The following is a 12,707-nucleotide window of genomic DNA, read 5'->3' as shown; positions in this document are numbered from 1 at the left end:
CGCAGGCTGCGCTTAATGAAATCATCATATTGATTGCGCACACTGCGCGCTGTTTTGCCGTTTTCCCCTTACTGATCTTGCACATCCCGGAGCGTTGTCATGAGCGAGTTGTCGCGTCGCGAGTTTCTCAAGCTGTCGGCGGCCGGTGTCGCGGCCGGCGCCATTCCGCCTGGCCTGGCCGCCGCCATGGGCGTCAAGCCCGCCGGCCGCAGCCTGTCGGCAGTCAAGCATGTCGTGGTGTTCATGCAGGAAAACCGGTCGTTTGACCATTACTTCGGCAGCCTGCGCGGCGTGCGCGGCTTTGGCGACCGCAGCGCGCTGCAGCTGCGCAACGGCAACAGCGTGTTCAAGCAGCCCAATCTGCTGCTGCCGGCGGAGTACCCCTTCCATCTGGACAGCGCGCGCACCAGCGCGCAGTACCTGAGCGACCTGGACCACTCCTGGCTGGGCACGCACGCGGCCTGGAACCTGGGCAAGTACGATGGCTGGGTGCCGGCGAAGACGGCAATGGCCATGGGTTATTTCAACCGCGCCGACATCCCCTACCATTACGCCCTGGCCGACGCCTTCACCATCTGCGACCAGTATTTCTGTTCGGTGCTGGGGCCGACCAACCCCAACCGGCTCTACTTGTGGAGCGGCATGGTGGACCCGTCCGGCAAGCATGGCGGGCCGGTGATAGACAATAGCGAGAAGGGTTATAGCTGGACCACCTATCCGGAGCGGCTGCAGAACGCCGGCGTCAGCTGGAAGGTGTACCAAGTGCTGGGCGACAACTTCGACGACAATGCCTTGGCCTGGTTCACGCAGTACCGCAACGCCAAGCCCGGCAATCCGCTGCACGACCGCGGCATGGCCTCGGTGCCCAAGGTCAGCGGCAATTCGGTAGCGGACCTGGTGGCGGCCATCCGCAACGACGCGGTCAGCGGCACGCTGCCGCAGGTATCGTGGATCGTCGCGCCGCAGGAGTACTCGGAACATCCCAGCGCGGCGCCGGCGGCCGGCGCTTATTTGATAGACCAGGTGCTGCAGGCGCTGACGGCCAATCCCGAGGTCTGGGCATCCACCGTGCTACTGCTCAACTACGACGAAAACGACGGCTTCTTCGACCACGTGCCGCCGCCGGTTCCGCCGGCGGGCGCCGCCGACGAGCGCGTCGCCCTGCTGCCCATCGGCCTGGGGCCGCGCGTGCCCATGCTGGTGCTGTCGCCGTGGAGCCGCGGCGGCTATGCTTGTTCGCAAGTGTTCGACCACACCTCGGTGATCCGCTTCCTGGAAACCTGGAGCGGCGTGCAGGAACCCAATATCTCCGCCTGGCGGCGCAAAGTCTGCGGCGATCTGACCTCGGCGCTGGATTTCGGCAGCAGCAATCTCAGCCTGCCTGCCTTCCCGGACACCGCCTCGCTGCTGACCCAGGCTTTGCAAAGCAAGAACTGGCCCAAGCCCAACGCGCCCAAGCCCGGCCAGATGCCGCAGCAGGAGCCGGGCCGCCGCTTGGCGCGCCCGTTGCCTTACCAATGCAATGCCTACGCCAGCGCCGACCTGTCCGCCGGCATCGTGTGGATTCATATGCAGAATGGCGGCAAGCAGGCGGCGCATTACTCGGTCCATGCCAACGCCTATCGCCTGGACGGTCCTTGGCAGTACGACGTGGATGGCGGCGCCGAGATCAAGGACTATTTCCATGTCCAGACGTATGGCCTGGGTTGGTACGACCTGACGCTGTACGGTCCCAACGGCTTCCTGCGCCGCTTCGCCGGCAATATCCATCAGGCCGGCGGCAAACTGGAAGCCGTCAGCGGCGTCAGTGTGGTGCAAGGCGTGCCGCAGCTGATGCTGCAATTGAACAATCAGGGGGGCCAGGCGGCGGTGTTCCAGGTCAGCGCCAATGGCTATGGCGGCAGCGCGGCGCAGCAGGTGGCCGTGGCGGCCGGCGGCAGCCAGATACTGAGCTGGAACTTGTCCAGCGTGTATGGCTGGTACGACTTCACCGTCACTACCGCGAACGACAGCAGCTTCGCGCGCCGCCTGGCGGGCCATGTGGAAACCGGCGCGGTCAGCGTCAGCGGTTGACCGCGCTCGCCATCTTGCATCTGGTTCATTGATTGTGAACTGGCTCTTAGAACGTGTTCACGATCTTTGGTGTTTGGACCTGGCTTGCGAGAGGCAAATAGGGTTTCGATGTGCCCGCTCCCTGCACGCCGGGCAGCCCCGGCGATGAAAACGGTTATCCGCGTGGCGGATTCAAAGCCCCAAAAATCGTGAACAGGCTATGAGGGCTAAAGCTTGCGGCCCAGCCGTTTTTCCACCTGGCGCCGCTCCCAGTCAGGGCCCAGGACGGGCAGCAGCTCGAAGACGCTGACGGCATGCAGCAACAGGCCTATGCCCCAGCCCAGCGCCGGCCAGACCACCCATAGCCGGTGCGGCATGGTCAGCAGGTTGATGGCGGTCAGCAGCGCCATTACCAGCGCATATTGCGCCAAGTGGCGGTAGAAGTGTTTGAGCCGGTTCACGTGTTGCAGCGCCAGCATTTCTTCCAGCTCGCGCGAGGCCATCGGCGCGGCGGCGGTGTCCAGGGGGCTTGAGTCTGTCATGGCGATCTCCTTGTTCAGTTCCGAGAAGTCGATCTCGAACACGGCGGCCAGCGACTTCAGCGACTCCACGCTGGCGCCCTGGCCGCGTTCGATGCGCTGGATGGTGCGCACGCTCAGACCGCTCAGGTCGGCCAGTTGTTGTTGCGACCAGCCGCGTTGCAGCCTCAGTTTCTGTATCAGCATAAAACCTCCGTTCGATTTCTGGCCGCAGTGTGGTTGGGTTTCTGGGACGGTACAAGGACAGCAGGGCGACAGACAGGCGACAGCGGCCCGCCAGTGCCCGCCTGGCTTGGGTTTCAGCGGGTGCCGCCGCCTATGGTATAGGCATGGATTGGCGGGTGGCAAGGCGCCGTGCAGTCATGAAAAAAGCCGCTCGAATGGCGGCCTGGGGGAGGTGGCGATCCGCGTCAGCGGTTGAAAGTAGGGCGGAAGCTCGGCAAGCCGGGCGTTCCGCCAGCTGGTATCGGCATGCGCAGGAGAGGTTGGAGTCGCAGGCTAGGCGGAACGCCCCGCTGACGCGGGGCTTCCGCCCTACCACAGCACCTTGACCTTGCCTTCGCCCAGCCAATCGCTCAGCGCCAGCAGCAGGCCGTCATCCAGGCGCACGCCCCATTCCTGCGGCAGCATCAGCTCGCCCTTGGCCTGGCCGTTGCTGTAGGCCAGCCGTACCAGGCAGCCGGCGTCCTGGCTCTTGAACGGATGCAGCTCGGACTTCAGCCGCGCGATGTCGGGCTTGGCCGGCAGCTGCAGCGCCAGGCCGCGCGCATAGCGGCCGCGAGCCTCGCCCAGGCTGTATAGCTTGTCGACGATGATGCGCAGGCGGCCGGGACCGGCGAAGCTGTCTTCGCTGACCTTGCCTTCCACCACCAGCACCACGTCCTCCTTCAGTTTGTCGCGGTTCAGCTCGAAGCTTTCCGCGAACAAGCTGACTTCCAGCTTGGCCGTGCCGTCGTCCAGCTGGACGAAGGCCATCTTGCCGCGGTTGCCCACTTTGACGCGGATGCCGGTGACGAAGCCGGCCAACAGCTGCGGCTCCTTGCGCGGGCTCAGCCGCGACAGCGGGGTCTTGATGAAGCCGCGCACCTCTTTCTCGTAGGCGGTGAACGGATGGCTGGACAGGTAGAAGCCGATGGCCAGTTTTTCCTCGGCCAGCTTCACCGCGTCGCTCCACGGGCGGGTGGGCGCCATTTCCACCGCCGGCGCCACGTCGTCGCCGAACATGTCGAACAGGCCGCCCTGGTTGGCGTTGGCGTGCGCCTGCTCGGCCGCTTCCATGGCCAGGCCGACGTTGGCGAACAGCAGCGCGCGGTTGGGCTCGATGGCGTCGAAGGCGCCGGCGCGGATCAGCGCCTCGATCACCCGCTTGTTGACCAGCTTCTTGTCGGTGCGCTGACAGAAGTCGAACAGGTCGGTGAACGGGCCGCCGGCCTCGCGCACTTCCACGATATGGTTGACCGCCGATTCGCCGGTGCCCTTGATCGCGCCCAGCGCGTAGCGGATTTCCTTGCGGCTGACCGGCACGAAGCGGTAGAAGCCGTGGTTGACATCCGGCGGCAGGAAGGTGATGCCGTTCTTGGCGTCCTGGCAGTCGTCGTAGAACACCTTGAGCTGGTCGGTGTTGTCCAATTCCGTGGACATGGTCGCCGCCATATAGGCCGCGCAATGGTGGGCCTTGAGCCAGGCGGTGTGGTAGGCCACCAGCGCGTAGGCGGCGGCGTGCGACTTGTTGAAGCCGTAGCCGGCGAACTTCTCCATGTAGTCGAAGATTTCGTTGGCCTTGGCCTCGTCCAGGCCCTTCTCCGCCGCGCCCTTCACGAACATGGCGCGCTGCGCCACCATCTCCTCGACCTTCTTCTTGCCCATGGCGCGGCGCAGCAGGTCGGCGCCGCCCAGGCTATAGCCGCCGCACACCTGCGCCGACTGCATCACCTGCTCCTGATACACCATGATGCCGTAGGTGGGCGCCAGCACCGGCTCCAGCAGCGGGTGCAGGTATTCGAACTTGGCGCCGTGCATGCGCTGGATGAAGTCCGGGATCAGGTCCATCGGGCCCGGACGGTACAGCGCCACGAAGGCGATGATTTCCTCGAACTTGCTGGGTTTGGCCTCCACCAGCATCTTCTTCATGCCGGTGGACTCGAACTGGAACACGGCGGTGGTGTTGGCGCTGGCGAACACCTTGTAGGCGTCCTTGTCGTCCAGCGGCAGGTGGGCGACGTCCACGTCCTCGCCGGTGATGTCCTTGATGTACTTTTGCGCCAGCTCGATGATGGTGAGGTTGCGCAGGCCCAGGAAGTCGAACTTCACCAGGCCGATCTGCTCCACGTCGTCCTTGTCAAACTGAGAGACCGGCGAGGCGCCTTCGCCGCTGGCGATGTAGAGCGGGCAGAAGTCGGTCAGCTTGCCCGGCGCGATCAGCACGCCGCCGGCGTGCATGCCGATGCCGCGGGTGAGGTCTTCCAGCTTCATCGCCAGCTCGATCAGCTCCTGCGCGCCCTCGCTCTCGATGATTTCGCCGATTTGCGGCTCCATCTGCATCGCCTTGTCCAGGCTCAGCGGCTTGTTGGCCTCCAGCGGGATCAGCTTGGACAGGCGGTCGCACAGGCCGAAGGGCAGGTCCAGCACGCGGCCGACGTCGCGGATCACCGACTTGGACGACATGGTGCCGAAGGTGGCGATCTGGCTCACCGCCTCCTCGCCGTATTTGCGGCGCGTGTATTCGATCACGCGCCAGCGGTTTTCCTGGCAGAAGTCCACGTCGAAGTCGGGCATGGACACCCGTTCCGGGTTCAGGAAACGCTCGAACAGCAGCGCGTATTTCAGCGGGTCCAGATCGGTAATGTATAGGCTGTACGCCACCAGCGAGCCGGCGCCGGAGCCGCGGCCCGGCCCCACCGGGCAGCCGTTGGCTTTGCCCCACTGGATGAAGTCCGCCACGATCAGGAAGTAGCCGGGGAAGCCCATCTGGATGATGGTGTCGCACTCGAACTTCAGCCGCGCGTCGTATTCCGGCCGCCGGGCCTCGCGCTCGGCCTCGTCCGGGTACAGTTGCTTCAGCCGCTCCTCCAGGCCGCGCTTGGCCTCATGCACCAGGAAGTCGTCCAGCGTCATGCCGTCCGGCGTGGGGAACAGCGGCAGGTAGTTCTTGCCCAGCACCACGTTGATATTGCAGCGCTTGGCGATTTCCACGGTATTGGCCAGCGCCTCCGGGATGTCGGCGAAGCGCGCCATCATCTCGTCCGCGCTGAGGAAGTGCTGGCACTCGTTGAAGCTGCGCGGCCGGCGCTTGTCGCCCAGGGTGTAGCCTTCGGCGATGCACACCCGCGCCTCGTGCGCCTTGAAGTCGTCCTTGTCCATGAACTGGATGGGGTGGGTGGCGACGACGGGCAATGCCGTCTCGCCTGCCAGCCACAGCGTGGCCTGCACCACGTTCTCCACCTGCGGGCTGTCCACGCGCTGGACTTCCAGATAGAAGGCGCCGGGGAACAGGCTTTCCCAGTATTCGGCGCGGCGGCGCGCCTCGTCGCGCTGGCCCATGGACAGCGCGATGCCGACGTCGCCCAGATGGGCGCCGGACAGGCACAGCAGGTTGCTGTTGTCGCCGGACGCCAGCCATTCGCGCTTGACCTCGGCGCGGCCGCGGTACTGGTTGTGGCTGAAGGCCTCGGTCAATAGTTCGCACAGGCGGCGGTAGCCCTCGCGGTTCTTCGCCGTCAGCAGCAGCCGGTAGGGCTTGTCGCGGTCCTCTTCGTTTTCCAGCCAGATGTCGGCGGAGATGATGGGCTTGATGCCCTTGTTGCGGCAGGTCTTGTAGAACTTGACCATGCCGAACAGATTCATCAGGTCCGACACGCCTAGCGCGGGCATCTGTTCCTTGACGGCGCGCTTGACCGCGTCATCGAGGCGGACGATGCCGTCGGTGATGGAAAACTCCGAGTGGAGGCGAAGATGGACAAAGCGAGGTGCGTTCATCCCGGCATTTTACCGGCTGGCCGTAAGGCGAACCAGTTCAATTCACGGCTGGCACGGCCATGCCGCTGCGCATTAGAATGATGGCATGGCAATTTTCACCGCAGGCGAAGCATAAGATGGAGTTCAATGTGCAGCAATTGGAACGAACGAATCTGTATCAACTGCTGGTGGGCAGCGTCTTGCCGCGTCCCATCGCCTGGGTCAGCACCCAGGATTTGAAGGGGGTGTGCAATCTGGCGCCGTTTTCCTTTTTCAATGTCATGAGCGTGACGCCGCCTTTGCTGGGCATCAGCATCCTGAAACAGGCGTCGGAGCGCGATAAGGACACCCTGGCCAATATCCGGCTGACCGGCGAGCTGGTGGTCAACATCGTCAACCAGCCGCTGGCGGCGGCGATGAACGCCACCTGCGGGGCGTATCCGTCGGAGGTCGATGAGTTCGAGCTGGCAGGCTTGGCCAAATCGCAGAGCGTGGCGGTGAAGCCGCCCGGGGTAGAGGAGGCGCCGGTGCGGTTGGAGTGCGTTCTGCACCAGTGCCTGACTTTCGGCCACGGCAGCGGCGCCGGCAATCTGGTGCTGGCCGAGGTCAAGCACATCCATGTGGCGGACGAGGTGTGGCGCGACGGCGCGATAGACGACGTGGCGCTGCGGGCGGTGGGCAAGCTGGGCGGCGACCGCTACAGCCTGGCAGAGCCGGCGTTCAGCCTGGCGCGGCCTTAAGCGGTCAGATAGCGGCCTGAGCCTGGGCGGCCAGCGTGTCCAGCAGGCCGTAGCGGCGCTGGTATTCCGCGCGCTTCTTGCTGGCGATGTCGGCCATGGACTTGCGCGCCAGGGTCAGCGGGATGCGGTGGAAGCGGCCGTTGTCCACCGGCTCGGCGTCCAGCGTCTGCCAGAAGCTGTCGTAGTCGGCGAAAAAGTCGCGGCGGTAGCGCCAGGAGCTGTAGATGTGCTCCCGGTTGCCGATGGCCAGGATCTCATCGGCGCCGATGCGGCGCGCCAGCGCGGTCAGCGCCTCCATGGCCAGCCGCTTCGGAAACAGGCCGTGCGCGGTCTTGGTGGCCAATTGCACCGCTTCCGCGCCATGCGGCTTGCGCGGGCCTTGCAAGCCGCCTACCACCAGCACCGTTCTGTCATCGCGGCGGGTCAGGGTGAAGGTCAGCGTCGCCAGCGGCACGCGTTCGCCATTGCATACCTGCAGCGACATTTCCCCTTCCTTGTCGAAACTATGTTGCTGGGTCAGCAAGACTGACAGCGCGCCTTCGTTCTTGCCGCTCAACTGCGCCAGCAGCAGCGGCTCGCTGGACAGCAGCTGGCGGCGGGCATGCGCAGAGAAACGCTGCTCCAGCAGCTGGTAATGCGCTTGCAGCGCGCGCAGCTTGCCGGCGGCGCCGAGCGAGCGGTACAGGTAAGGACGGTGAAGTTTGCAGGCCAGCCGTGGATTGTGCCGCAGGTAGGGCAGCAAGGACGGGGAGCCGAAGGTTCCCAGCCAGCGCAGCGTCCACGGCAGCGTCAGCATGCCGCGAAGCGCGAATTTGAAGCGGTTCTTGCCCTCGTCAAAGCCATCGCGGCGGGAAAAATTCCCGCTGGCCAGCGACCAGAACAGATCCACGGAATTGATTACAGTCATGCCATACCTCACCTTTAAGGTTGTTAGGATACGGTAAGTTCTGACAAGAAATTGTTAAAAGTTGTTTAGTGGCTTGTGACTGTATGTGACGCGGAGCGGCTTTGTCATGGCAGTTTTTGCCGATTTATGGCAGGAAATACAGGAGGAAGCGCTCCTTGTGGTCGCCGGGACGCTGGAAGGTGTATATCGGATGCAATCCGGCCAGCCGCGGCGGGATCTGCTCGCGCAGGGTCTGCAGCAGCAGCCAATGGCAGCTCCGGGCGGCCGGCTGGGTTTCCAGCCGCAGCGTGCGGTAGCCGGTGTAATACTCCAGCAGCGCGCGTTGCGGTTCGCCCAGGCTCTGGCTGGCCACGCAGCCGCCATCGCGGCGTATGGCTTCCAGGCGAGGCCGCAGCGCGGCGAAGGTTTCCCGGTAACGCATGCCGTGGTCCAGGGCCGGCAGCCACAGCATGGCCGCGCCGCACCATAGCAGGGTGGTGGCCACGCTCCAGCGCCAGAGCAAGCGGGGCAGACCGGGCGGCCCCTGCCGCCAGCACCAGGCCAGCGCCAGCAGGGCGAGTCCGAAAGCCAGCCAGCGCCGCGGGAAAAACGTCGCCTGCCAGCCGCTGAACTGGCCTTGCAGCAGCTGGTGGCGCCATGCCGCGTCCATGGCAAAGCTGAGCGCGCAGGCGACCAGCAGCAGATAGGCCAGCAGCAGGGCGAACAAGGTGGCCAGGCCAACATTCAGCCAGCGGGGCGGTTGCCAGCCGGACGACAGCGCGGCCAGCGCCAGCAGCGTCAATGGCGGCAAGAGCGGCAGCGCATACAGCTCGCGCGCGTCCGCCGCGGAGGTGAGCACCAGCAGCGTGCAAGCGAATAAGGCCAGCGGGGGGCTCAGGGGCATGCCTGCTTGCGGCCGGCGCAGCAGACGCCAAAGCGTCCACAGTGCCAGCGGCCACAGCGGCAGCGCGTACCAGGGCAGCGTGCGGCCATAGAACCAGCGCCGGGCGCGCGGGCCGAGATTGGACGTGCCGTTGAAGCGACCGAAATTATTGTCGCATAGCCAGACATGGAAGCTATCCGGGCTGCGCGCGTAGAGCGCGCCCATCCACAGCAGTGGCAGCGGCAGCGCGACCAGCAGCGCGATGGCCAGCGCCGCGAGGTAGGCGCGCGTGCGGTAAGCGTGGCGCCATAGCAGGGCCAGCGCGGCCAGCCCGATGCACGCGGGGCCGAGCAGTCCCTTGCTGAGGAAGGCGATGGCGGCGCCGGCGCCCAGCATCAGTCCGCCGCGCACCGGGCGCGCGGCGGCATGGCATAGGCCGGCCAGGCCCCAGCAGAAGCCGGCCATCAGCGCGGTGTCGGTGATCAGTTGGTGCGCCCGCACCGGCAGACCGATGGCGCCGATCAGCAAGAGCGGCGCCCAGCGGCCGTGGCCGGGGCCGAACAGGCCGCGGGCGGCGATGGCCAGGCCCAGCCAGGCGATCAGGTTCCACAGGCCGGCGGCCAGCCGCGCCGAATCCGGTGCGCCCAGCCAGCCCTGGAACAGGGTCATGGTCCAGCTGGCGGTGATGAAAAACAGCGGCGGCTTTTCCAGGAAGGGCTCGCCGGCCAGCGCGGGCACCGTCCAGTCGCCGCTGGCGGCGAGATGGCGCACCAGGCCGAAGGTATAGGCTTCGTCCGGTTTCCAGGGCTCATGGCCCACCAGGCCGGGCAGCAGCCACAGCGCCAGCAGCAGCGCCGTCGCCAGCCAGCCGGGCGCCGGAGCGGGGCGCAAGGCGCTCTCCGCTTAGCCGGCGGGCGGGTCCTTGGGGCGCATGGAATGCAGGGCGGCCTTCTGCATTTCCAGCGTCTTGATCTGCATGGACAGCACGCCCAGGTTCATGGTCAGCCAGCCTTCCACCACGCGCAGCTCGGCCAGCCTGCGCTCGATTTCCTCTTCCGACATCGGCGGCAGGAAGGCCTGCATGCCCGGGGGCGTGGCCTGTTGCCAGAACTGGCGGAACAGGGCGAAAGGATCATTTGGATTGTCTTGGCTCATGGCGGATTCCGGCGATAAAAAAACGGACAAGCGACGCTTGCCCGTTCAGTATAAGACGCCTGAGGCGCCGGATCAGCCCCGCGGGACGGCTTGCGCGTCGACCGAGGCCAGCGCCACCATGTTGACGATGCGGCGCACCGAGGAGATCGGGGTCAGGATGTGCGCCGGCTTGGCCATGCCCATCAGGATGGGGCCGATGGTCACGCCGTCGGACGCCGATACGCGCAGCAGGTTGTAGCTGATGTTGGCGGCTTCCACGTTCGGCATGATCAACAGGTTGGCGGAGCCCTTCAGCGTGGAGTCCGGCATGGCTTGCTGGCGGATGCTTTCCACCAGCGCGGCGTCGCCCTGCATCTCGCCGTCGATTTCCAGTTCCGGCTGCGTTTCGCGGATCAGGTCGAAGGCGGCGCGCATCTTCTGCGCCGACGGTGTGTTCAGCGCGCCGAAGCTGGAGTTGGACAGCAGCGCGGCCTTGGGCTGGATGCCGAAGCGCTTGATCGACTCCGACGCCATCTTGGTGATGGCGGCCAGTTGCTCGGCGTTCGGGTCGGCGTTGACGTAGGTGTCGGCGATGAAGATGTTGCCGGTCGGCAGGATCAGCGCGTTCATCGCGCCGGCCACCTTGTCCTGATTGGCGTAGCCCAGCACGTTCTCCAGGATGTCGAAGTGCTGCCGGTACGGGCCGTAGGTGCCGCAGATCAGCGCGTCGGCGTCGCCGCGGCGCACCATCATTGCGCCGATCAGCGTGGTGTTGCCGATCACGCGGCGGCGGGCCTGCTCCTGCGACACGCCCTTGCGCTTCATCAGCTGGTAGTAGTCCTGCCAGTAGTCGTTGAAGCGCGGGTCGGATTCATTGTTGACCAGCTCGAAATCCACGCCGGCGCGCAGCTTCAGGCCCAGCTTCTCGATGCGTTTCTCGATCACGCTGGGACGGCCCACCAGGATGGGCTTGGCCAGGCCCTGGGTGACGATTTCCTGGGTGGCGTGCAGCACGCGCTCGTCTTCGCCCTCGGTCATCACCACGCGTTTCGGGTCCTTCTTGGCCTGGGCGAACACCGGCTTCATGAACAAGTTGGTCTTGTACACGAATTGAGCCAGCTGGTCGGCGTAGGCGTCGAAGTCCTGGATCGGGCGGGTGGCGACGCCGGAGTCCATCGCCGCCTTGGCCACGGCCGGGGCGATCTTGACGATCAGGCGCGGGTCGAACGGCTTCGGGATCACGTATTCCGGGCCGAAGGACAGCTCCTGGTCGCCGTAGGCGGTGGCGACCACGTCGTTCTGCTCGGCCATGGCCAGGTCGGCGATGGCGCGCACGGTGGCCAGCTTCATCTCTTCATTGATGGTGGTGGCGCCCACGTCCAGCGCGCCGCGGAAGATGAAGGGGAAGCACAGCACGTTGTTGACCTGGTTCGGGAAGTCCGAGCGGCCGGTGCCGATGATGGCGTCCGGGCGCACTTCCTTGACCAGCGGCGGCAGGATTTCCGGTTCCGGGTTGGCCATGGCCAGGATCAGCGGATCGCGCGCCATGGATTTGACCATGTCTTGCGACACCAGGCGCGGGCCGGACAGGCCCATGAAGATGTCGGCGCCGGCCATGGCGTCGGCCAGCTTGCGCCAGCCCTTGTCGGCGATGGCGTAGCGTTGCTTGGATTCGTCCAGCTTCTCGTCGCGGCCGTGGTAGATCACGCCCTTGGAGTCGCAGACGGTGACGTTTTCGCGTTTCACGCCCAGGGCCACCAGCAGGTCCAGGCAGGCGATGGCGGCGGCGCCGGCGCCGGAGGCCACCACGCGCACTTCGCCGATTTCCTTCTTCACCAGGCGCAGGCCGTTCAGCACCGCGGCGGCGGCCACGATGGCGGTGCCGTGCTGGTCGTCGTGGAACACCGGAATGCCCATGCGCTCGCGGCACTTCTTCTCGATGTAGAAGCACTCAGGCGCCTTGATGTCTTCCAGGTTGATGCCGCCGAAGGTGGGTTCCAGCGAGCAGATGATGTCCACCAGCTTGTCCGGGTCCAGCTCGTTGACTTCGATGTCGAACACGTCGATGCCGGCGAATTTCTTGAACAATACGCCCTTGCCTTCCATCACCGGCTTGCTGGCCAGCGCGCCGATATTGCCCAGGCCCAGCACCGCGGTGCCGTTGGAGATCACCGCCACCAGGTTGCCGCGGGCGGTGTATTTGTAGGCGTTGAGCGGATCTTCGACGATGGCGTCGCAGGGGGCGGCCACGCCAGGGGAGTAGGCCAGCGCCAGATCGCGCTGAGTGGTCAGCGGCTTGGTCGGGGCGACCTGAATCTTGCCCGGTGTCGGGAACTGGTGAAACTCCAAGGCGCTTTGACGCAATTGCTCGTCCATTCGCAGGCTCCTGATTGAGAGAGAGATGTTCTTATGCGGTAAGGGATAGCTGGGCATTATAAGGCTTTATGTAGCGGGCGGGCTACGCGTGTCAGACAAAAGCCGCGGCGGGCGGACCCGTCGCGGCGGCATATCGTCCGGCC

Annotated in this window: 8 protein-coding genes; 2 read left to right on the top strand and 6 right to left on the bottom strand. The window is 65.4% G+C overall.

Annotated elements, in window-relative coordinates:
* Positions 1 to 99: 99 nt before the first annotated feature.
* On the top strand, positions 100 to 2,073 hold the full coding sequence (locus FYK34_RS14550) for a phosphocholine-specific phospholipase C (RefSeq protein ID WP_149297592.1): 1,974 nt from the start codon (positions 100 to 102) through the stop codon (positions 2,071 to 2,073).
* Between the two features lie 206 nt (positions 2,074 to 2,279).
* On the opposite strand, the gene FYK34_RS14545 is transcribed toward FYK34_RS14550, so the two are convergent.
* Together FYK34_RS14545 and dnaE are read right to left on the bottom strand one after the other, a co-directional pair.
* Positions 2,280 to 2,777, bottom strand: a complete 498-nt coding sequence (locus FYK34_RS14545) for a 2TM domain-containing protein (RefSeq protein ID WP_149297589.1) — start codon at positions 2,775 to 2,777, stop codon at positions 2,280 to 2,282.
* Between the two features lie 348 nt (positions 2,778 to 3,125).
* The gene (dnaE, locus tag FYK34_RS14540; protein ID WP_149297587.1) at positions 3,126 to 6,566 is read right to left on the bottom strand and encodes a DNA polymerase III subunit alpha; all 3,441 of its coding nucleotides are present in this window, start codon (positions 6,564 to 6,566) and stop codon (positions 3,126 to 3,128) included.
* 116 nt (positions 6,567 to 6,682) lie between these two features.
* Between dnaE and FYK34_RS14535 the strand changes: the two genes are divergently transcribed.
* Positions 6,683 to 7,285, top strand: a complete 603-nt coding sequence (locus FYK34_RS14535; RefSeq protein WP_149297585.1) for a flavin reductase family protein — start codon at positions 6,683 to 6,685, stop codon at positions 7,283 to 7,285.
* A gap of 4 nt (positions 7,286 to 7,289) precedes the next feature.
* On the opposite strand, the gene FYK34_RS14530 is transcribed toward FYK34_RS14535, so the two are convergent.
* The 4 genes from FYK34_RS14530 to FYK34_RS14515 form a co-directional block, all read right to left on the bottom strand.
* The gene (locus FYK34_RS14530) at positions 7,290 to 8,192 is read right to left on the bottom strand and encodes a VirK/YbjX family protein (RefSeq protein ID WP_149297583.1); all 903 of its coding nucleotides are present in this window, start codon (positions 8,190 to 8,192) and stop codon (positions 7,290 to 7,292) included.
* 124 nt (positions 8,193 to 8,316) lie between these two features.
* Positions 8,317 to 9,945, bottom strand: coding sequence for an ArnT family glycosyltransferase (locus FYK34_RS14525; protein WP_149297581.1), 1,629 nt, complete (start codon positions 9,943 to 9,945; stop codon positions 8,317 to 8,319).
* Between the two features lie 12 nt (positions 9,946 to 9,957).
* A complete protein-coding gene (locus FYK34_RS14520) occupies positions 9,958 to 10,209 on the bottom strand; it encodes a type II toxin-antitoxin system HipA family toxin (protein ID WP_149297579.1) in 252 nt (83 codons plus the stop codon).
* A 72-nt stretch (positions 10,210 to 10,281) separates the two neighbouring features.
* Positions 10,282 to 12,564 (bottom strand): NADP-dependent malic enzyme, encoded by a 2,283-nt coding sequence (locus FYK34_RS14515; RefSeq protein ID WP_149297577.1) that lies wholly within the window; start codon positions 12,562 to 12,564, stop codon positions 10,282 to 10,284.
* Between the last annotated feature and the right edge of the window lie 143 nt (positions 12,565 to 12,707).

The organism is Chromobacterium paludis, from assembly GCF_008275125.1.
GTDB classification, from domain to species: domain Bacteria; phylum Pseudomonadota; class Gammaproteobacteria; order Burkholderiales; family Chromobacteriaceae; genus Chromobacterium; species Chromobacterium paludis.
Note: the sequence above shows the minus strand (reverse complement) of the source record. Positions and strands in the feature narration are given on the sequence as shown.

Bases quoted from the DNA above. Each gene is read 5' to 3' on its own strand.
- FYK34_RS14550 (WP_149297592.1), top strand. From the start codon at position 100: ATGAGCGAGTTGTCGCGTCGCGAGTTTCTCAAGCTGTCGGCGGCCGGT.
- FYK34_RS14545 (WP_149297589.1), bottom strand. From the start codon at position 2,777: ATGCTGATACAGAAACTGAGGCTGCAACGCGGCTGGTCGCAACAACAA.
- dnaE (WP_149297587.1), bottom strand. From the start codon at position 6,566: ATGAACGCACCTCGCTTTGTCCATCTTCGCCTCCACTCGGAGTTTTCC.
- FYK34_RS14535 (WP_149297585.1), top strand. From the start codon at position 6,683: ATGGAGTTCAATGTGCAGCAATTGGAACGAACGAATCTGTATCAACTG.
- FYK34_RS14530 (WP_149297583.1), bottom strand. From the start codon at position 8,192: ATGACTGTAATCAATTCCGTGGATCTGTTCTGGTCGCTGGCCAGCGGG.
- FYK34_RS14520 (WP_149297579.1), bottom strand. From the start codon at position 10,209: ATGAGCCAAGACAATCCAAATGATCCTTTCGCCCTGTTCCGCCAGTTC.
- FYK34_RS14515 (WP_149297577.1), bottom strand. From the start codon at position 12,564: ATGGACGAGCAATTGCGTCAAAGCGCCTTGGAGTTTCACCAGTTCCCG.